The 20,839-nt window shown below is 47.4% G+C and carries 22 protein-coding genes; 7 read left to right on the top strand and 15 right to left on the bottom strand.

The window, feature by feature from the left end:
- Positions 1-7 precede the first annotated feature (7 nt).
- Genes RIG68_RS19430 through RIG68_RS19400 form a run of 7 tightly spaced genes read right to left on the bottom strand, consistent with a single transcriptional unit; the run spans position 8 to position 6,744 of the window.
- Positions 8-1,138, bottom strand: coding sequence for an ABC transporter permease (locus tag RIG68_RS19430; RefSeq protein WP_350087436.1), 1,131 nt, complete (start codon positions 1,136-1,138; stop codon positions 8-10).
- A gap of 12 nt (positions 1,139-1,150) precedes the next feature.
- Complete coding sequence (locus RIG68_RS19425) at positions 1,151-2,257, bottom strand: ABC transporter permease (RefSeq protein WP_350126031.1); 1,107 nt, start codon at positions 2,255-2,257, stop codon at positions 1,151-1,153.
- A gap of 28 nt (positions 2,258-2,285) precedes the next feature.
- Complete coding sequence (locus tag RIG68_RS19420; protein WP_350126028.1) at positions 2,286-3,011, bottom strand: ABC transporter ATP-binding protein; 726 nt, start codon at positions 3,009-3,011, stop codon at positions 2,286-2,288.
- On the bottom strand, positions 3,008-3,937 hold the full coding sequence (locus RIG68_RS19415) for an ABC transporter ATP-binding protein (RefSeq protein WP_350126025.1): 930 nt from the start codon (positions 3,935-3,937) through the stop codon (positions 3,008-3,010). Before RIG68_RS19415 ends, RIG68_RS19420 begins: the two co-directional genes overlap by 4 nt.
- Positions 3,938-3,941: 4 nt before the next feature.
- Complete coding sequence (locus RIG68_RS19410; protein WP_350126023.1) at positions 3,942-4,838, bottom strand: HlyD family secretion protein; 897 nt, start codon at positions 4,836-4,838, stop codon at positions 3,942-3,944.
- Between the two features lie 12 nt (positions 4,839-4,850).
- Entirely contained in the window at positions 4,851-6,122 is a 1,272-nt protein-coding gene (locus RIG68_RS19405) for a TolC family protein (protein ID WP_350126020.1), read from the bottom strand.
- A 1-nt stretch (position 6,123) separates the two neighbouring features.
- Entirely contained in the window at positions 6,124-6,744 is a 621-nt protein-coding gene (locus RIG68_RS19400; RefSeq protein ID WP_350126017.1) for a TetR/AcrR family transcriptional regulator, read from the bottom strand.
- Positions 6,745-6,904: 160 nt separating this feature from the next.
- Between RIG68_RS19400 and RIG68_RS19395 the strand changes: the two genes are divergently transcribed.
- From RIG68_RS19395 to purB, 4 genes are all read left to right on the top strand, one after another.
- Positions 6,905-7,213 (top strand): hypothetical protein, encoded by a 309-nt coding sequence (locus tag RIG68_RS19395; RefSeq protein ID WP_350070752.1) that lies wholly within the window; start codon positions 6,905-6,907, stop codon positions 7,211-7,213.
- Between the two features lie 225 nt (positions 7,214-7,438).
- On the top strand, positions 7,439-7,837 hold the full coding sequence (locus tag RIG68_RS19390) for an SRPBCC domain-containing protein (protein ID WP_350087414.1): 399 nt from the start codon (positions 7,439-7,441) through the stop codon (positions 7,835-7,837).
- Positions 7,838-7,845: 8 nt separating this feature from the next.
- Complete coding sequence (locus tag RIG68_RS19385; protein ID WP_152000668.1) at positions 7,846-8,283, top strand: PH domain-containing protein; 438 nt, start codon at positions 7,846-7,848, stop codon at positions 8,281-8,283.
- Positions 8,284-8,397: 114 nt separating this feature from the next.
- The gene (gene purB / locus RIG68_RS19380) at positions 8,398-9,741 is read left to right on the top strand and encodes an adenylosuccinate lyase (RefSeq protein ID WP_350126014.1); all 1,344 of its coding nucleotides are present in this window, start codon (positions 8,398-8,400) and stop codon (positions 9,739-9,741) included.
- 14 nt (positions 9,742-9,755) lie between these two features.
- Here the strand turns inward: purB and RIG68_RS19375 are convergent, their stop codons facing one another.
- Positions 9,756-10,436 carry a 3-keto-disaccharide hydrolase gene (locus RIG68_RS19375; RefSeq protein WP_350125926.1) on the bottom strand — a complete coding sequence of 227 codons (681 nt, stop codon included), beginning with the start codon at positions 10,434-10,436 and terminating at the stop codon, positions 9,756-9,758.
- Between the two features lie 153 nt (positions 10,437-10,589).
- On the bottom strand, positions 10,590-11,069 hold the full coding sequence (locus RIG68_RS19370) for a hypothetical protein (protein WP_152000670.1): 480 nt from the start codon (positions 11,067-11,069) through the stop codon (positions 10,590-10,592).
- Between the two features lie 117 nt (positions 11,070-11,186).
- Here RIG68_RS19370 and RIG68_RS19365 point away from each other — a divergent pair, with 117 nt between their 5' ends.
- A complete protein-coding gene (locus RIG68_RS19365; protein ID WP_350126011.1) occupies positions 11,187-11,954 on the top strand; it encodes a class I SAM-dependent methyltransferase in 768 nt (255 codons plus the stop codon).
- 1 nt (position 11,955) lies between these two features.
- Here RIG68_RS19365 and RIG68_RS19360 read toward each other — a convergent pair whose 3' ends face one another.
- Genes RIG68_RS19360 through RIG68_RS19335 form a run of 6 tightly spaced genes read right to left on the bottom strand, consistent with a single transcriptional unit; the run spans position 11,956 to position 18,237 of the window.
- A complete protein-coding gene (locus RIG68_RS19360) occupies positions 11,956-12,948 on the bottom strand; it encodes a glycosyltransferase family 2 protein (protein ID WP_350126008.1) in 993 nt (330 codons plus the stop codon).
- Positions 12,949-12,957: 9 nt separating this feature from the next.
- Positions 12,958-13,926: a glycosyltransferase family 2 protein gene (locus RIG68_RS19355; protein ID WP_350126005.1), complete on the bottom strand. Its 969-nt coding sequence runs from the start codon at positions 13,924-13,926 to the stop codon at positions 12,958-12,960.
- The gene (locus tag RIG68_RS19350) at positions 13,926-14,447 is read right to left on the bottom strand and encodes a DUF4199 domain-containing protein (RefSeq protein ID WP_350126002.1); all 522 of its coding nucleotides are present in this window, start codon (positions 14,445-14,447) and stop codon (positions 13,926-13,928) included. Before RIG68_RS19350 ends, RIG68_RS19355 begins: the two co-directional genes overlap by 1 nt.
- 5 nt (positions 14,448-14,452) lie before the next feature.
- Entirely contained in the window at positions 14,453-14,974 is a 522-nt protein-coding gene (locus tag RIG68_RS19345; protein WP_350125999.1) for a DUF4199 domain-containing protein, read from the bottom strand.
- Between the two features lie 6 nt (positions 14,975-14,980).
- Entirely contained in the window at positions 14,981-16,255 is a 1,275-nt protein-coding gene (locus RIG68_RS19340) for a dihydroorotase (RefSeq protein ID WP_350125996.1), read from the bottom strand.
- Positions 16,252-18,237 (bottom strand): BatA domain-containing protein, encoded by a 1,986-nt coding sequence (locus tag RIG68_RS19335; protein ID WP_350125993.1) that lies wholly within the window; start codon positions 18,235-18,237, stop codon positions 16,252-16,254. The genes RIG68_RS19340 and RIG68_RS19335 overlap by 4 nt, the downstream gene beginning before the upstream one ends.
- A gap of 134 nt (positions 18,238-18,371) precedes the next feature.
- On the opposite strand from RIG68_RS19335, the gene RIG68_RS19330 reads away from it, so the two are divergent.
- Both RIG68_RS19330 and glgP read left to right on the top strand, forming a co-directional pair.
- The gene (locus RIG68_RS19330; RefSeq protein WP_350125990.1) at positions 18,372-18,998 is read left to right on the top strand and encodes a redoxin domain-containing protein; all 627 of its coding nucleotides are present in this window, start codon (positions 18,372-18,374) and stop codon (positions 18,996-18,998) included.
- 132 nt (positions 18,999-19,130) lie between these two features.
- Positions 19,131-20,783, top strand: a complete 1,653-nt coding sequence (gene glgP / locus RIG68_RS19325; protein WP_350125987.1) for an alpha-glucan family phosphorylase — start codon at positions 19,131-19,133, stop codon at positions 20,781-20,783.
- The last annotated feature ends 56 nt before the right edge of the window (positions 20,784-20,839 follow it).

Genomic DNA, 20,839 nt, shown 5'->3' with positions numbered 1-20,839 from the left:
TCTCGATTTAAGCCGTTTTTTTATAATTCAAAATTGCTAACCCGTTGAGCAACAAAGCATAAGCGAAGATCACGGCGAAGAAGAACCTCGTCTCCTGCCAGCCAGCACCTTTGAGCATCACCAGCCTCACAAACTCTATAAAGTACCGGATCGGGTTGAACAACGTGATAGTTTGCGCCCAGCCAGGCATATTTTCGATGGCGGTGAAAAGTCCACCCATTAGGATGAACACGACCAGGAAAAACCAGGCCAGGAACATGGCCTGCTGCTGTGTGTCAGTAAGCGTGGAAATCAACAGGCCAAAGCCAAGAATCAAAAGCAGGTAGACAGCCGAAAAAGCATAGATAAGCCCTACGCTACCTACAAACGGGATATTAAACACTACTTTGGCCACGATAAGGCCAATTGATAACACCATGAGGCCAAGCAGCCAGAAAGGCAAAAGCTTGCCAATCACAAACTGGTATTTCTGAATGGGCGTCACATTGATCTGCTCGATTGTGCCGATCTCTTTCTCCCTCACGATGTTCATTGAGCTCAAAAATGCACCAATCATCGTTACCAAAAGCACCAAAATGCCGGGCACCATAAAGGTCTTATAATTGAGCTCCGGGTTGAACCAGAAAGACGACTCGACGTTGATTACCTGCCGGGCAGTGGGTTGACCACCGGCCACCACTCTCATTTGCAGCGCTGCCACCTCCCGCTGATTATAGTCGCCAAGGATTCTGCCAAAGTAATAGTTGGCCAGGCCAGCTTTGGTACCGTCAATGGCATTCACAATCACCTGCAACTGCTGTGGTTCCTTCCGAACCAGCTTCTTTTCCATGCCCGCCGGTATTTCCACCACCAGATCAGCCTCGTTTTTATCGAGCGCCGCTGCCGCTTCCGCATGGTCGAAACCAGTGCCCGCTATGGTAAAGTAGCCAGAGGCGGTCAAATCACGGTAAAGCTGACGGCTGGCACTGCTCTGGTCATTGTCCATCCAATACACCTTCAGGTTTTTGATTTCGAAGTCGGCAGCATAGCTTAAAACAATCAGCTGCAATACCGGCATCACAAACAAAATGGGCAGGTTCGTTTTATTCCGGAAAATCTGCAAAAATTCTTTCTGTATGAGGTAAAGAATGATTCTCATGGCGTTTTCATTTTAACCAAGTCTGACATTGAATTTCTTGATGCTTACTCCAATAAAAAACACTGTGAAGCCAATCAAAATGAGGGTCTCCTTCCAGAAATAGGCTATGCCTACTCCCTTCAGCATAATGGCTTTTTCGATCACAATGAACCACCTGGCCGGAATAATGTGCGAAATGATCTGCAACGGCAGTGGCATATTTTCGATAGGGAAAATAAAACCTGAAAGCAGGATCGTTGGCAGCATCAGCCCCATGAGTGAAAGCAAAAGAGCCGTTTGCTGTGTTTGAGCCACCGTGGAAATAAGGATGCCCAGCGACAACGCCATAATAATAAAAAGCATGATCTCGGCCAGCAATAGCGGCACACTTCCCATAATGGGCACTCCAAACACATACCTGCCGAGCAAAAGGACGACCACCGCATCAAGGAATGCCAGGCTGAAGTAGGGCACCACCTTGGCAATAATCACCTGACCGGGGTTCATAGGCGAGGCAAGCAATACCTCCATTGTGCCCGTTTCCTTTTCTCTGGCTATCGAAATGGATGTCATCATGGCCGATACCAGCATGAGCAAGATGGTAATAAGGCCCGGAACAAAAAGAAACACGCCTTTTAAGCTCGGATTATACTGCAGCCGCACTTCAGCACCCACAAGAATGGGTGGCTGACCGGGTTGGTTCAGTTCCAGTTGAAAATTCTGGATGATTGCCGTGGCGTAATTAACCAATGTATTGGCCATGTTTGGGTCGGTGGCGTCGGCCAGTAGCTGCACCGAAGCTCTTCCTTCATGTTGGAGCTTGTCCGCAAAGTCAGGCTCGACCACCACAGCCATCTTGATCCTTCCTTCCCTGAATAGCTGCTCAACGTCGCCAATGCTCTCAGCCTGCCCGTCGGGAAGAAAGTATCCTGAAGCAACCAGCTTATCCGTCAACCTTCGAGACACCTCGTCGTTCGACTGATCGAGGATGGCTATGTGGGCATCTTTGATCTCATTGGTAATGGCATAGCCAAAAAGCAGGATTTGCACCACAGGCATTCCAAACAGTATCAGCAGCGTTCGCTTGTCTCTGAAGATGTGGTAAAACTCCTTTCGTATAAGTGAAGTCAGTCTTTTCATAATGAAATGCTATCTTCTTTGGGGCATCCTATGGACGGGCCACCTTAATGAATACTTCGTTCATGGTTTTTACACCATATTTCTTTTTTAAGCCTTCAGGCGTATCGTAGGCCTCCACCCTGCCATCCACCATCATGGAAATTCTGTCGCAGTATTCTGCCTCGTCCATGTAGTGAGTGGTGACAAACACAGTTATGCCGTCGTGAGCTGCTTCGTAAATCATTTCCCAAAACTGTCGCCTGGTGATGGGGTCTACTCCCCCTGTGGGCTCATCAAGAAAAACGATCTTGGGGTCGTGAAGAATGGCGATAGAAAAAGCTAGTTTTTGTTTCCAGCCCAATGGCAGGTCTTTCAGAAGCTTACCCTCCACTTCGTCGAGGCCTAGTCTTTTTATAAGCCTTTCTCCTTTTTCCTTCCACTGCCTTCTCTTCAAACCATAAATACCGCCATAAAACCGGATATTCTCTTTGATGGTCAGGTCGTCGTAGAGCGAAAACCGCTGACTCATGTATCCGATAGATTTTTTGATCTGGTTTTGTTGCTTGAACACATCGAAGCCGGCTACCATTGCCTTGCCAGAAGTGGGACTAAGTAAGCCTGAGAGCATTTTCATGGCAGTGGTTTTGCCAGCGCCATTGGCTCCCAGAAACCCGAAGATTTCCCCCTGCTTCACTTCTAGTGAAATGGAGTCGACGGCCTTAAAAGTGCCGAACCTCTTGGTGAGATTTTCTACTTCTATGATAGAATTACTCATGCCGCTACATGTTGATTCATCAACGCAATAAAGCAGTCCTCTATATCTGGTGCTACCTCCACTATCTCCCAGTTTTCCATTCCCTGATCGTTGAGGTATTTGGTCAGCTCTTCATTTGTCAGCTTCCCTTTATCCGACACCACATGGATGTTTTCGCCAAAAGGATACACCAGTGTGGCATGCTCCAGCATTCTAAGCGACGAAAGCATGTTATACTTTTCGTTTGTTTTGATAGCCAAAAGCGAATAGGCGTAGGCGTCAGTAATTTTCGCAGGTGTATCGATCGAAAGAATGCGGCCGTCTTGCATGAGGGCCACTCTGTCGCAAAGGCTGGCCTCGTCCATGTAGGGAGTGGATACCAAAATGGTCATCCCTCGTTTTTTCAGCATTTGAAGAATTTCCCAAAACTCGCTTCTCGACACAGCGTCTACGCCTGTTGTAGGCTCATCGAGGAATAGTATTTCAGGGCTGTGCACCAGGGCACAGCAAAGGGCCAGCTTTTGCTTCATTCCACCTGATAGCGCTCCGGCTCTGCGTTTTCTAAAAGGCTCAATTTGAGAATAGATATACCTGATGTTCTCATAATTCTCTTCCAACGTGGTGTCATAGATGGAGGCAAAAAGGTTGATGTTCTCTTCGATACTCAGGTCATGGTAAAGAGAAAAGCGACCTGGCATATAGCCCATCTTCTTGCGAATTGAAGCATAGTCTCTGGTGACATCAATGCCCAACACATTTACTTCGCCACTATCGGGCAGCAACAGCGAAGACATGATCCTGAAAAGAGAGGTTTTTCCAGCTCCATCAGGGCCAATCACTCCGAAAAGCTCTCCTTTTTTAACATTCAGAGAAATCTCCTTCAATGCCTCCACATGGGCATAGGTTTTGACCAGGTTCTTTACAGTAACTGCGTTTTGCTTCTCCATGACCTTAGAATTTAACTTCACCTGGCATTCCTATTTTCAGTGCTCCATCGTTGGCCACCACCACCTTGATGGCATATACCAAATTGACCCTCTCTTCCCTTGTTTGGATGATCTTCGGCGTGAACTCGGCTGATGACGAGATCCATGACACCGTTCCTTCATTCTCTTTCAAATTGCCGTCGCTGCCGTCAGTCAGCACCCTCACTTTCTGGCCAATTTTGATGGTGGCCAGCTGCGGCGCATCTACGTAGGCCCTCAGTGTCAATTCCTTCAGGTCAGCCACTTTGAACAGCGGCTTGCCAAAAGTGACGATCTCACCTGCTTCAGCATATTTTGACAGCACTGTTCCTCCCAGCGGGCTTGCCAGCACACTGCGTTGAATCTGGTCTTCTATTTGCTCTATCTGCACCTCCAGAGGAGCCAACTCAGACAACAAGCCTCTGTTGGCTGTGCTTAGCTGGCTTTTGGTGGCGTCAATTCTATTGTTCAGCACCTTCAACTCCCCGTGCAGGTCGTCACGCTGCTTTGCAGTCGCTGCCCCTTCGGCGAACAGCTTGTCCACCCGTTTGATCTCCCTTTCGAGGTTCTCCTTCTGCTCAAGCAGTACATCTATTTGCACCTTTTCATTTTGGAGTTTACTTCTTATCGCTTGCTTAGCGGCCATAAGTTGCTTTTTCTTCAAATGAAGGCCAAGGGTGTCGACTAGTCCAATGGCAGCGCCAGCCTTTACCTCGTTGCCCTCCTCCACCTTTAGCTGCAGGAGTTTGCCTGTGGCTTCCGAAGAAACCAGCACTTCGGTCGCTTCAAAATTGCCATAAGCATCCGACCTCTCTTCGCTTTTGTTGCATCCTGCCAAGCCTATCAGCAGTAATGCGCTTGCTGTGTATGTAAAAATTTTCATTTTTATAGATCCTTAAAGATTTCCTGTAAGTGTAAAGTATTGCACCTGATACCACGCCTTGTCGATCTCGTGCATGCGGGCAGTGATCTTTGCCCTTGTAAGCTGATCCAGCGCCGTGATGTAGTCGGAAGAGGTGACAGTTCCACCTTCGAGCCTGGCAGCATATTCTTTGACAATTGACTCCTGTAACCTGACGATCTCGGCGTCTCTTGTCATCACCTCGTCTGAAGCCAGCCACTTCTTCCTCCATTGCAGGGTGCCATTTTCAAATTGGCTCATGGCGTCGCTGCGGCTGTTTTCGAGTAGCTGCTCCTGAATTTGCAGCTCTTGTCGCTCCTGCTTGCTGGCTCCCCAGTCGAAAAGCGGCCAGTAAAGCCTCACGCCCGCCATATAGAACCCGCTAAGGTCGGTTTTAAAAAAATTGTAAGGGTTGGGGCTGCCAAAGCCACCTCTTGCGAATGCACTTAACTTCGGCTTAGTTCTCGCAGCAATGAGCTGTCCCGCCTGAGAAAGCACAGTTTTCTGCTCACTCAAATAGCTGAGCTCCGGCCGGTTGATCGTTGCCTCACCATCCAGTGGAATGGTGCCTCCGGGAAGCGTCAATACCGCATCTACCGAAACAGGCTGCCCCAGTTTACCGGCCAGCATGGCTACAAGCCCTTCTTTTTCTGCCTCCGCAGTCACAAGCTGTTGTTCAATAGAAAGAATCTCCTTTTCGAAGGCGAACTTGTCGCTCTGCAAAAGCACCCCGGTTGAAAATCCGGCATCAATCACTTTCTTTCGCTCCAGCAAAGTGTTCCTCGCAGCTTCCAGGTTTTTTTCTGCCTCCTGAATCCTGAGGATACCAAAATACAAGCTGTTCACAGACTCTTTTACCTTGTACAGATCAACCTCCACTTTCTGCTGATTGGCCGCCAGCTCTCTTTTGGAAGCTTCCCTCGACTGCCGAACCATGCCACCGTCGTAAATACTTTGCTCAATCCCCAGTGTAGCCTGGTACTGGCTTTTTGGAATTTCCGGCGTTTCAGCACCCGGAATACTGAAAGGCAGCGAAAACACATCACTCTGATAGCTCCACTGCCCATTTACGCTTACTTGTGGGCGATACGCCAGGCCCAGTCGCTCCTCTTTGGATGCAGCCAACTCACCATAAAGAGCGGCCTGCCCCGAAAGAGGTGTATGCTGAAGCGCCAACTCGTAGCAGCCCTGCAGGCTGATGGTTTCCTGAGCATAAACCCCGGCGACCATCGCCATTGCACTCATTGTTAGTACAAACCTTTCCATATTATTCGTTTGTTGATTTGTCAGTTAAATAGTTCCAGATGATCACCGGAACTTCCTTCTTTCGTCTCTCAAGAAACTCGTCGTAGTCTCCTTCGCTAAGTCCGAAGACCGGCCTGAGAATAGGCTTTGCAATGACAGGAAAAACGCACAGCCCCATAATGGAACTAATCAGATCCACCGGCTCAATAGGCCTAATCGTACCCTTATCTGCCTCCGCTTTCAATTGCGCATTCAAACCCGAAGCCACTTGTGAAATTTGCGAGCCAATTTTCCCAAACAGCTTTTCAGGGTTTCTTGAAATTTCGTTAATGACAAAGAGAGGCATGAATGGATTGTTCTTCATCAGCTCAACATAGTGCTCCACAAACTGCTTCAACTTTTCTTTTAATGGCATCTCCTTCCCAAGAATACCAAACAGTACCGGGCCATTGGACTGAAGCGTCTCCATAAAAACCCTCTCGAAAAGCATGTCCTTTGATCTGAAATAGTAGTGCAGCAATGCCTTGTTGATCCCGGCCCGGTCAGCAATTTCCTGCATTCTTGCCCCCACCATACCCTGCTGAATGAATACTTCTCTGGCAGCTTCCAGTATCTTCCTTTCTGTGCTTACGTCCTTCGTCATGCTTCAAATGTACGAATGATTAACCGAAAGGTTTAACCATTTGGTTAAATTTTTTGGTTAATTTCCTTGAGGAGCATTTATCTAATTGAATTACAATGCTTTACAGATATTCTAAGTTTTCTGCCAAAAATAGATTAGATTAATCTTTTAATAATTTCTGATGTCGGACAAAATACTCACCAGGCCCTGGACGGAATTTGAGCTCAAGCAAAAGCTTGCCAAAATGCCCGTGCTCCCTGAGTACAAATTGCTTATTCAGGTGAGGGAAATTCTTCTGGACAGCCGACTGGCCAATGAAAGACTCGACACACTCATTGAGCTGATCGAAAAAATACCTCTTCACAGGTCGCAGGAAGAGAAAGAGATTTTTATAGACCACCTGCAGGAGGTGTTGGTGGATGTGCGCCTTTCATCAGAGCTAACGGGAAATGTTGTGAGGCTACTGAGGGCAATAGAAAATCAGTCGTGAACTTTTCACAGCAATCTTTAAATACTTTGATCACAGTAAGAGCTACTTCGAGTCGGGCTTAAAAGCCCTATCTCCATGGTTTTTTCTTGATATTTTCGTATTTTACTACTGAAAAAAAACAACAGGGTTGAGAAGATATTTTGAAAGCTTTTCTAATTTTCCGACCTGAAAAATTAAAGCAGTACCTAACCAAGACAAAACACTCCAGCCTGCCTGGAATGACAAATGGAAACTCGTGACTTACACCATAAGGTGATCCTGAAAACAGGACCCAACCAGGCTTATGAAGCCATTATTGACCCAAAAAAACACAGCGACTTTACAGATAGCCCCGCAGAAAACGACGGAAAAGTAGGCGGAGAGCACAGCGCTTTCGATGGCTACTGTTTTGGTGAGAACCTGGAGCTTTCCTATGGAAAGCGCATTGTTCAAACCTGGCAAGCTGATGAAGACGAATGGCCAGAGGGTCATTTCTCCAAGGTCATCTACGAGTTTACGGCAGTTCCTGGCGGAACTCTTCTTACTTTCAAACAGCATGGAGTGCCTGAAGAAGTGGCAGACAGCATTGACCAGGGCTGGATCGACTATTACTGGGAGCCACTGAAGGCGTATTTTGAAGACTAGTATCGTTGATGAGGACAAGCTTTCCATCGAGAAAAGGGCCTATTGTGGGTTTAATATACCTTGGATTGATCTGTTTGCTGTTTTTCCTGATGGGCCTTCCGGCGATAAGAAGTGGGAATCTTATCTTACTTTCCATTGGGCTGCTCATTCTGGGAGTATTCGGAATCACATGGTTTGGCATCCGCTATATCATTGAAGAAGGGAACTTGATGGTTAAGATCGGCCCCCTCATTGAACGAACAATTCCCATCGGCGAGATTTTAACTATCCATAGAAGCTATGAATTGCAGAGTTCGTCCTCCGGCCCCTCGCTGAAAAAATTGAAGGTGAGGTTCAAGGGTGGGCACGCTTTGATTACCCCCGGGCGGGAAGGAGAATTTCTGGCGGAACTGAAAGCGGTAAATCCACAAATATTTATTGATTTGGAAACAGCCACCATGCTTTAAGCTGGCCCCAGCAGGAGTTTGAAATTCGTCGAGGCTGCCCCCTGCCTACTTTGTTTCAATCAAGAACACTATTCTAGCCATAATTCCGTACTTTTGCCCCTTCTCTTTTTAAGCATGGATTTAACACATTTAACAGCCATTTCGCCTGTCGACGGCCGCTATAGAAAACAAACGGCTTTGCTGGCTCCCTACTTCTCAGAATGGGGGCTTATTCGCTACAGACTTCAGGTAGAAGTCGAATATTTCATAGCGCTTTGTGATATACCACTGCCTGCCCTTGGCTCTTTCCCAAAAGCCAAGTACTCCGAGTTGAGAGCCATTTATAAAGACTTTTCGGAGAAGGATGCCCTGGCGATCAAAGAAATAGAGAAAACGACCAATCATGATGTGAAGGCGGTGGAATACTTCATCAAACAGAAGATGGATGCTGCCGGCCTGTCTGCCTATAAAGAATACATCCATTTTGGTCTCACCTCGCAGGATATTAACAATACCGCCATTCCTCTAAGCCTGAAGGAGGCTTTGCAGGAGGTTTACCTGCCCAAATTGAATGAAATAATTGCCTCGCTGGCAGCTATGGCCGCCGACTGGGAGAAAATACCGATGCTGGCTAAGACACACGGGCAGCCCGCCTCTCCTACTCGTCTTGGCAAAGAAATCAGGGTGTTTCAGGTACGGTTGGAGGAGCAGATAAACGGATTGAAAAACATACCGTTTGCGGCCAAATTTGGCGGTGCTACCGGCAATCTCAATGCCCACCACGTGGCCTTCCCCACTTACGACTGGGCTGAGTTCGCCGACGGTTTTGTAGGCAATAGTCTTGGACTGAAAAGGAGCTCTCCCACTACCCAAATTGAGCACTACGACCACATGGCGGCTCTTTTTGACGGGCTCAAGCGCATCAACACCATCCTGATCGACTTTTCAAGAGACGTGTGGCAGTACATTTCCATGAACTACTTTAAACAGCGGATCAAAGCGGGTGAGATTGGCTCATCTGCCATGCCACACAAGGTAAATCCGATTGACTTTGAAAATGCAGAAGGAAACCTGGGAATGGCCAATGCCATTTACGAGCACCTTTCAGCCAAGCTGCCGATTTCAAGGCTTCAACGGGATCTGACGGATTCGACAGTGCTGAGAAATATTGGAGTACCTATTGCTCACAGCTATATTTCTCTGCTTTCGCTGGCAAAAGGCATTGGCAAGCTTGAGCTTAATCAGGCAGCCATTGACGCCGACCTGGAAGACAACTGGGCAGTGGTGGCCGAGGCTATCCAAACCGTGCTTCGCAGGGAAGGCTTCGCCAATCCGTACGAAACACTGAAAGCGCTCACCCGCACCAACACCAAGATCACCAGGGAAAGCATCAGCACTTTTATTGATGAGCTGGAGGTAAGTGAAGACATAAAAAAAGAGCTGAGGTTAATCAGCCCTTTCAGTTTTACGGGAATATAAGAAGCTATTGGCTTTTACAATTCCCTGATTCTGATATTGCGGAACCACACTTTGTTGCCGTGGTCCTGCAAGGCAATTTTGCCCGTTGATGATTTTCCGAAAGCTTCCCACTTGGCGAACTTGCTTTCGCTGACCATTTTATCCCAAACGGGGCCGCTGGTAGGGTATTCAACCACTTTCTTTCCATTCATGTAGTGAGTGGCTTTTCCGTCTTTGATCACCAGTTTTACTTTGTTCCATTCCATCGCTGGCTTGTAAGCTGAGGGGTCGCTGGGGGGGATCATGTCGTACAGAGACGTCGCAAGGCGGTTACCGTTTTTACCCTGCTTTGCATCTGGATGGCGTTCGTTGTCAAGCACCTGCATTTCAGGGCCTGTGTAGTAAGGAGCGTTGTACTTGGCGTCTTCTATGCAGTGGAACATGATACCGCTGTTTCCTCCTTCAGAAATCTTCCACTCAAGCTCTAATTCAAAATCGCCGTAGTCCTTGTTAGTAACCAGGTCGCCAGCGCCACCGGCAGTCAGCACAATGGCGCCATCTTCCACCTGCCATTTCGGATCAACTCCTGATTTGTTGTAAATGTGCCACTGATCGATGGTTTTTCCATCAAACAAAGAAACCCACTTTCCTTTTTGCGCATTGGCAGCAAAGGAAAAAGAAAGCATCACCATAGCCACGACGCTTAAGCTTTTCATTACTTTATTCATATTGATGTGTTTTGTGCCCAAAAGGCGTTGTTCAACTTCAAAACCCTAAGTAGAAATGATTTTATTTTTTTACCTAGTGAATATACCTAAATGTACCGAATGAATGGCACATGGTCAATTTTGGCTGTGAAGCGAACCAGATCAAAGTGAGACTGCTTCGATATTAAGTGCCTCCGGAGCTGAACTATCTCCAATAAAGTCGCCGGTATTAACACGGCAGTCTTCGATCCTGTTCTTTAGTATGAGTTTCCAAAAGGGTGACCGTCGAAATACCAGTCCCGTTTTCACAAAGAAGTTGTTGGTCATCTTCTTCCACATAGTTTCGTAGCCTGGCTGGCCTTCCTTTAGCAGTACATACTCAAAGCCCATCTTGTGCGTTTCCTGCAGGGCGCAGGGGTTCCCATACAGCACTCCTTTTGTCTCTGTTATGATAATATAGCGAGGGTATTCTTGTTTTGGGAAATCCTTTTTTGCGTCGTTTTTCTTTTTTTGCTTCAGCACCCATGAAGGGGAATCCTTGTCTATAGGCTTTTCTTTCGACTGCGCAGTTGCCATGCGTAAGCTTCCCAGAAAGAAAGCTGTAGTCAGTATTATTAAAAGAATAGGGAGCCTAAGACGCATGGTTTCGAATATACTGGTAATTCTCCTCAATCAATATTTCCTTATTTCGATTCCAAGCTGGTTTGGGTTTCGAATCTACTATATTTGCAGGCATTTCGGAACCAGATCGCTATAGTTTTGAAGCACATCATTAGTTTTTTGCTACGGACAGTACCCAGAAAATACCTGCAGCTTTTCAGCCATTGGCTGCTCAAGGTGGTCTCCATCTTCTACATTGGCAACAAAGTGGAATGCCCGGTATGTAACGCCCACTTCCGAAAGTTCTTGCCCTACGGCAGGCAGTCCCGTGAAAATGCACTCTGCCCCAACTGCCTGGCCCTGGAGCGGCACAGGCTGATGTACCTGTTTCTCAAGAACAAGACTAACTTTTTCACCGATAAGTTGAAAGTGCTTCACGTGGCCCCGGAAATCTGCTTTATTGAGGCATTTGAAAAACTTCATAAAGACGACTACACCACGGCCGACATAGAATCGCCTTTGGCGAAAGTGAAGATGGACATCCATCAGGTGCCATTTGACGCCAACACCTTCGATGTGGCCTTTTGCAACCACGTGATGGAGCATGTAGACAGCGACCTGAAAGCAATGAGCGAACTCTACCGGGTATTGAAGCCTGGTGGGTGGGCGATTATTCAGGTGCCGTTCTTTTATCCGCTGGAAGAGAAAACGGTTGAAGACATTACCATCACCGACCCAAAGGAGCGCTACCGCAGGTTTGGGCAGGACGATCACGTACGGAAGTATGGCAAGGACTATGCGGAAAGGCTGGCAAGCGCTGGATTTACTGTTGACGCCAACGACTACGTGACCGAACTACCGGAAGAAGTAGTTACCAGGTATGCGCTACCGAAAGACGAGACAATTTTCTTTTGCAAAAAGGCATAAGCTACTTGTAAAAGGTGTCAGCGAACCCAAACTTAGGTTTCCTCCTTAGCACATACACCTCAAATCCCGCTTTTAGAAAACCCAGTCCATAGCCGACCAGCTGCACGAATGCGGCCGGTACTGACAAGATCCCGGCTGGCAGACCATTTTTGATTGTTGAGTCAATAAGAATGAAGGCGGAATAGATCAAAAGAGGAAGGAGTCGGTTGGCATTGAAGAGCAGTGCCCATACAGCCAGAAAAATGACTGCGACAGCAAACAAGGCTGGAAAAGTATGTACGGCTTTTGTAGAACCAGGGTGCAACAAATGAAGGTGAATGCGTGCCACGCCTGAGTTGAACACCTGTTTGTAAAACTGTCGGAAATTGCTTCTTCGCTTGTGATACACCCAGGCGTCTTCGATCAACACGCCCTTTGTCCCTCCTTTTTCAGCTCTCAAGCTCAGGTCAATATCCTCACCAAACCGCATGGCTCTGAAGCCCTCAATTTTTCGAAAAAGCGTTGCCTCAACGCCCATATTAAAGCTTCTGGGCTTGTAAGCTTCCATCGATTTCTTTTTCCCACGAATACCACCCGTGGTTAGAAACGAGGTCATGGAGTAGTTGATGGCTTTCTGAGTGGCAGTAAAATTGGGGGCGGCCTTGTCGGGTCCTCCAAACAGCGACGGTAGCTTTGGCATTGCCTCCAGTGCAGCTACATAACCTGGCGGCACTATCACATCCGAATCCAGGAAAATAAGCCATTCACCTTTGGCCTGCGAAGCCCCATTATTTCGGGCAGCTCCTGGTCCGGCATTGGGTTGAAAAAGGTAGGTCAGGTCTAATTTTCCAGTGAAGGTGTCCACCATTTTGTCGGCCTTTTGTACCGATCCGTCCTCCACAACAATCACCTCAAAGAGTTCTGCTTGTTGGTCGCATAAGCTGGAGAGAAGCTCGCTGAGTTCGTCCGGCCGATTGTAAACCGGGACTATAAATGAGTATTTGGGCTTAGCCATGGGCCAAAGCTATAAACCTGACCTCTCAATGACCAGATAATCTTCATTCTTATTACTCGTGATTGTCATCATTTCGGCTAAGAAGCCAGCCAGGAACAGCTGAACGCCTACAACTACGGCCAGCAGAGCAATGTAAAACAATGGCTGATCGACAATTTCTCTTACCGGAAGCTTAAGCCTGAGGTTGTTCCACTTTTCCAGCGCCATAAAACCGGTAACGCCGGCTCCAAACACAAAAGTGAGTGTGCCCAGCGTGCCGAAAAAATGCATCGGACGGCGCTTGAATCTGGTAACAAAGGAGATAGAGAGCAGATCAAGAAAACCGAAAATGAAGCGTTCCAGTCCAAACTTTGTGCTACCGTATTTTCTGGCGTGATGCAGCACCTCTTTTTCGCCAATGCGAGAAAACCCGTTCCACTTGGCGATAAGTGGGATGTATCGGTGCATTTCGCCGTACACCTTGATGTTTTTTATCACCACAGACCTGTAGGCTTTCAAGCCGCAGTTAAAGTCGTGTAGCGGAATGCCCGACATGATGCGGGTAACTCCATTAAAAAATTTGGATGGGATGGTCTTGCCAATCGGGTCGTGCCGCTTCTTTTTCCACCCCGACACCAGGTCGTAGCCATCTTCGGTAATCATGCGATAGAGCTCTGGAATTTCATCTGGGCTGTCCTGAAGATCGGCGTCCATGGTGATAACCACCTTGCCCTCTGCTACCGCAAAGCCTTCGTGCAAAGCAGCGGACTTCCCGTAATTTCTATTGAACCGTAAGCCTTTGACACAACTATTGCCCATGCCAAGCTCCTGGATAGTTACCCAGCTGGCATCGGTGCTCCCATCATCCACCAGTATCACCTCGTAGGTAAACTGGTTTTCTTGCATCACTTTTTGTATCCATTCACACAATTCGTGCAATGATTCCTCTTCATTTTTCAGAGGAATCACTACAGAAATATCAGGCTTATCTTCTGTCATTAAACTTCAAGTTGCGGATCGGTCTTCTTTGTTATGGCAGACACAATCAGGCTCAATATAAAGCCGAAAATCAGAGTGCCAATAATGCCCATTACAAATATCATCTCAGGCGTCATAAATTTTTCAGTGATTGACATTGCCTGGTCAATTTGCGCATCGGACATTCCTTTCTCCTCCATATCGTACCTGGCTTTGTCCATTGCTTGCTCCATGATGGTGGAGTCGATGAAGGACATGTATATATAGCTGAACACCATAGATATCACACCTCCAATCAACGATATCCAAAAGCCGATTCCTAGCCCCTGACCGTACGACATAAAGCCGTCGCCGTCCTCCTTGAATTTCTTGTGTGCCAGGTAAATAACGACACCTAGAAAAATGTAGTTAATATAAGAAAGGCTTTGGTATTCAAGTGCTAAGCCGCTCACCTGCAAAAGAGTGCCGTAAATGATCATGATAATGCCAACGATGACACCGTACTGCATGCCGACACCTCTGGTTGTTACTTGTTGTTCCATGGTTTTTAGTTTTTAGGTTTTGTTCTGAGAATCATAGAGAGGATAATGGTAAAAAGCAGACCAAAGACCGTTTTTTGCAGAAAAGCTTCGAAGGAGATTTTGATAGTGGTGGTAGCACTTATACTCCGAATCATTTCATCATAGCTCTCCTGCCCAACATCTTTAATAGTCTCAGCCTTTTCACTATCAGCACTCTTTAAAGCATTAGTGACAAAGTCTGCTAAAAGATTACAATCGTAGTACTCCAAAAACATCCAGGTAAAAAGCCCCACGATACTTGCAATCACAATATAGCAAAAGAATCCGACGGTCATCCCTTCCCAGAAAAACATGATTTTTCCATTGTGAACATCACGAAACTCCCTAATGGCCGAAAATAAAAACAACGCCAGCAACACTTTGTCAATCACATTTTCGGCAAACAGGGGATTATCGCCCAACAGGTAGATCACCATGAAAAGAACAATCATGACAAAAGCGCCGATTGTCCCATACTTAAGGGGCACTTTGATCAAAGGATTCTTCATGCCTTCTTAGTTGGTGGTTTGAACAAGACCATTATTGGAAACCGCTGCCACCATACCGGTCAGCTCTTTGCCAAAAAAGGGATTGTTGATCGATTTGCTGAGGTTGGTTTTCTTATCGAACGTCCATTTGGCGGATGTATCGACGACTGTCAGGCAGGCATCAGCGCCAACCTCCAATGCAACCGGTTCCAGGCCAAGCACCTTTCGTGGCCCGGCGAAGACAGCGGGCAGCGACTGCTCCAGCGACAGCTCGCCTTTAATGTCCAGTTGGTTGAGCACAGGCCAGAGGGTTTGAAGCCCAGTGATGCCAAATTCTGCCAGGTCAAATTCCAGCTTTTTGCTTTCTTCATCCTGCGGCTCATGCGCCGACACAATAGCGTCGATGGTGCCGTCCTTCACGCCAGCGATCAGTGCCTTCCTGTCCTTTTCGGTGCGGAAGGGAGGTGATACTTTATAATTGGTATCGAAGGTGCTCAGGTAGGTGTCGTTGAAACAAAGATGGTGCGCCGACACATCGCACGTAACTGAGAGTCCACGCTTTTTGGCTTTTTTGATCATATCGACAGCCTCAGCCGAAGACACCAGTGAAAAATGGATCTTCCCGCCGGCGTATTCCAATATTCTCAAGTCACGCTCCACCATGATGGTTTCACCAGCTACAGGCACTCCCCTCATGCCCAGTCTTGTGCTTTGCACACCTTCATGCATCACACCAAATTTTGCCAGCCACTTATCTTCTGCCCTGTTCATCAACACACCATGAAGTGGCTGAAGATATTGCAGTGTTTTCAGCAGAATATCCGTGTTCCAGATTGGGTCATGTCCATCGGTAAAAGCTGCGGCACCAGCATGGTGCAGGTCTATCATTTCACTCAGCTCCTCCCCTTTGCGCCCAAGCGTAACAGCTGCCATTGGATGCACCGTTGTTACTTTGCCCCGCCCTTTCGACTTCAGGTATTCGATATCGTTCTTCGTTTGTATGGTGGGGTGGGTATCTGGCAGCAGGCACACGTCTGTAAAGCCTCCGGCCGCAGCAGCTTTCAACCCTGATGTCAGATCCTCTTTGTGCTCCATACCCGGGTCGCAAAAATTGGCTCGCAGGTCGAACCAGCCTGGCGTTACTATCAGGTTTTTGCCTTCAATTGCTTTTGTGCTATTGGTAGTCTCCTTCAAACCCAGGTAGTCAATTTTTCCATTTTTCACGGAAAGGTGGACTTTTTTCAGATGGAATTCCGAGGAGGGGTTGATCAGTTTTACACCTTTCAGGTATAGGCTACTCATAGGAAACGAAGTAATAAGACCTCAATAAGTAAAAATGCTAACGCCAAAATTAAGGCATATTTCCACAATTCCTTTCCATTGAAGCGTTCGTTCAAATTCTTTTCGAAATCTTCAGGAGATAGCACATTGATAATCTCTTTTTTCTCCACCGTGTTAAACAACTCCAGCACCGACTCCTCCGGCAAAGGTTTGAGTTGCGATTCTCCTTTCTCCAGATTGAACGCCAGCGCATCCACCAGCTCGTCCCTGAACTTCACATCGTAGTAGCCTGCCTGCATCATAAACCTGGGCAGCTCCAGCCTTACATTTGCCCCCACCGACTGCTGGCCGGGCACAATCTCCTGTCCATTGCCACTCAGCTTATACAGATCGGTATCAGTTACCTCCGACCCGTTAACGGTGAGCAGAATTTCATCGAGTGTATAGTAAAGGCGGCCTTTTGTGCTGCGGGCACCGATAGCCATTTTGTACATGATGGGCACAAACAAAGCGTTGTTGGAAAACGTGCTGCTGGTGGGCGCCAGAGAAGCAGCCAGCAGGTACAAAACCCCCGAAGAGGCATTCGTTCTCGTCAAATAGGGGGCACCTGACCTGTATTTCAGCAAATGATCGCCATTGTTGCCCCAGCTCATTTGCATGGCAGCCGCCGGCATTTCCATTTTGTCGGCAGAGGCCTCAAAAATATTCTTAAAGAATGGGTTATTGAGGTCGGGTTGAGCAATTTCCTGCAGATTGGTCTGCACACTTTGCCTGAGGGCACTGTAAATATTTGTCCACCCACCATCAAAACTTTGGGATGATGGAATAATCAAAACCGTCCGTCCGTTGTCGAGAGAGCTCTTGATAAAAGCTTCCAGCCCGCTATTCAATTGATCAACCTCATTGATTACCAGCAGCTCAGCATCTTCAAAGCTTCCGTAGTCAATATTGCCAGCGTCGAAGGACTGCAAATCGAACAAAAGCTCGTTGGCAAACACCCGGCCAATGGCAGAAGAGGCTGTCCTGCCCCGAATCTCCATGATGCGCACCCTGGGCGACTGGTTCAGCGTCAGGTAAAACTCATTGTCGAAAAGAATAGGGAAATCGTCGATACTGAGATGGCACCGATTGAACTCTTCGAGTGCCATATTGAGCTCAAATGAAAGGGTGGTCTGCCCATTGGGTACCAGGTCGGTGGTGAGTGCCCCCGCTTGAATGTCGTTGACAAAAAACTTCACCGGCATATCAGTTTTTATTTCTTCGCCCGTATTGCGTAGCGAAACAAAAAGGGTATTGGTTTGACCCTCGATAAGAAACGGACTTTCGAGGTAAACCGTGTCAATAAAAATATTGGCGGAAACAGGAAAGGCGATGGGCACCAATTTAAAATTATTGACGGAGTCGCCATCCGATACCGGCTGCTCAGGGCTGTAGGCAAAGTCGCTTATCCAGTAAACGTCTTTTTCCGTGGCGCCCAGCTCCATCCGGCCAACGATCTCATCAGGCGATCTTACAATAGATGAGTAGCTCAGCTCGGTAAGCAATTCTTCTACATCCACCTTGCTTTTGGCATGATTGGAAAAAGGCGCAAAGTCGTTGGTAATAAGCTGAAAACGTGTTTCTCTTGGGTACGCCTTGAGCACTTCACCGATCATCCCGATGCTTACATCTAACCCGGGGGCTTCCGTGCCGGTCAGGTTGCTCATGCTCTGCGAGTTATCGAGATACAACACCACATCACCGCTCAGCTGCTTGCCGTCGTTGGAAGGCATGAAAGGCTGGGCAAAAGCCATGACCAGAAAAAAGACGGTCGCAAGTCTCGAAAACAACACCAGCCAATGCTTCAATTTCAGTTTGGAGCTGCTCGTCTGCTTCACATGCTTGAGCATGTTCACATTGGAGAAATATATTTTTTTCGCCCTGCGAAAATTAAACAGGTGAATGAGGATCGGAATAGAAAGTGCAAGAAGAGCCCAAAGGAATTGAGGAAATAGAAAATTCATGAAATGACTGTCTTCTTCTTTTTGTTAATCTCTAAACGGAATCCAAAGTAGAAGGATTGCCGATGATTTGGAAAGATAATGGAAAGCTTTGTCATATTTTTTCTATCAAGGGTATTAAGCCCTAACTTTAAGGTATGAACAATCGGCGGTACGTAAGCTTCTTAGCCCTCATTGGGCTGATTACTAGTCAGCTACTGAGCATTGGTGTGCTGGCGCAAAGTATTCCCACCGACCTTGGTAATTTCAGTGAGTCGCTTAGGAAAATTGAGTTAGAAAACTACGACGGCCAGCCCTATTCTCTTTCATCATTTGAGCACCAGAAGCTCACACTTTTGATCCTTATGGCGCACGATTGCCCCATCTGCCAGCAGTACACAGGCAAGTTCAGGGAGTTGGCGCAAGTAGATGGGCTCAGCGTGGTGGGCATTGCTCCCAGCGAAGGAGAAACCAAAGAAACCGCCGGTGCCTTTGCTGCCAAATACAAATTCGACTTCCCTATTCTGCTCGACAGCCACCAGGTGGTCACCCACATTCTGAAAGCCAAAGTCACTCCTGAAGTTTTTCTTTTTAATCAAACGGGCGACCTGCTCTACAGAGGCAAAATAGACAATTGGTTTTATGAGTTGGGCAAATACCGAAATGTAATAACCGAGCACTACCTCGATGATGCCATTGCTGCTGCTTTTGCAGGCAAAGCCATCAACCCAAACAAAACGGAGCCTATTGGCTGCATGCTCAACATGAGCATGAAACACCACTAAGTCAGGAGCAAACAGCCCTCAATTGCTTCTTTATGCTTACCGCAAACCTGTTCAGGGAAATCGACTGTTTCATTGTTGCTGTCCTAAATTTGTTTTGCCTATTTTCGCTCATCAAAACAAGCACAATCAACTATGAGTCAATACAGTAAATGGTTTCACCCCTATAAATACGATGCTAAATACAAGAAGAAGGTAGCCTACTTTAGCATGGAATTTGCCATTGACCAGGCACTGAAAATATACTCCGGTGGTCTTGGGTTTCTGGCAGGCTCGCACATGCGCAGTGCTTTTGAGCTAAAACAAAACCTGGTAGGCGTCGGCATACTGTGGCAGTATGGCTACTACGACCAAACCCGCAACATGGATCAGTCGCTGGGCGCTGTTTGGACAGAGAAAAACTACAGCTTTCTGGAAGATACGGGCATCATCGTCGACGTTCCCATTTTCGACAATGGCAGTGTAAAGGCCAAGGCGTATGCCCTCAAGGCCGACACCTTTGGCAGTGCGCCTATCTATCTGCTAAGCACAGATATTCCTGAGAACGACTACCTGTCCCGCACGATTACCCACAGGCTTTATGAGGACAATGAGCTCACCAGAGTAGCCCAAAGCATGGTGCTGGGCGTGGGTGGCTACAAGGTGATTGAGGCGCTGGGCGGTGCCGATATTTACCATCTCAATGAGGGCCACGGACTCCCGGCATTCACTCACATGTATGCGCAGGCGGCCGACAAGAAGAAACTGAAGACCCAATGCGTTTTCACCACGCACACACCGGAAAAGGCAGGAAACGAAGAGCATTCTCTTGAGTTGCTCAATAAAATTGGCTTTTTCCCAAAAGGCTGGAAGCAGGAAGAAGTGGACTGGATCACAGACAAATCCGGCAAAGTGAGCTATACAGTGGCTGCATTGCGGCTGGCCAAAAAAGCCAATGCGGTGTCAAAAATCCACGCCAAGGTGTCGAAAGAAATGTGGAGCACTTTTAAAGATACGTGCGAAATCATCCCTATTACCAACTCTCAAAATGTGAGCTACTGGGCCGATAAAGAGCTGAACGCCGCCCTGGAGAAAAATAATGACAAGGCTTTGATAGCCAGAAAGAAGGAGATGAAAAGCGAGCTCTTCAAAATTGTGGCCGATCAGTCGGGCAAGCTGTTTGACCCAGATGTGCTCACCATCGTTTGGGCGAGAAGGTTTGCCGCCTACAAAAGGCCGGATCTGCTGCTCAAAGACTTCGACAGGTTCCGCAAGCTGGTGACCAACACGAAAAGGCCCGTACAAATCATTTGGGCAGGCAAGCCCTACCCGAAAGATCATGGCGCCATTGATATATTCAACCACCTCATCAGGGTGTCCAAAGAGTTTGCCAACTGCACGGTGCTGACAGGGTATGAATTGGCACTGAGTCGCTCACTAAAAAACGGCAGCGACATTTGGTTGAACACCCCCAGAAAGCCCAGAGAAGCTTCAGGCACCAGCGGCATGACAGCCAGCATGAATGGCAGTGTGAATTTATCGATTCAGGATGGCTGGATTCCTGAGTATGGCAAGCATGGGGTGAACAGCTACCTTATTCCAGACGGCACTGACTTCAACGACCACCCGAAGCTGGATCAGGAAGACTTTGAGGGGATGTACAAGATCCTTGAAAAGGAGATTCTTCCTACTTACTACGACAAACCAGACAAGTGGCTGGAAGTGATGAAAAGCAGCATGAGGGATGTGGTGCCCTATTTCAGCAGCCACAGAATGGCGGACGAGTACTACAAAAAGCTTTATTCTTAAAGCAATAGAGGCAGTTGATTGGATCAACTGCCTCTATTTTTACTGTTGAGTCTTAA

Source organism: Imperialibacter sp. (assembly GCF_040222385.1).
Classification (GTDB): domain Bacteria; phylum Bacteroidota; class Bacteroidia; order Cytophagales; family Cyclobacteriaceae; genus Imperialibacter.
The sequence above is the reverse complement of the archived record's forward strand: the minus strand, read 5'-3'. Positions and strand labels throughout refer to the sequence as shown.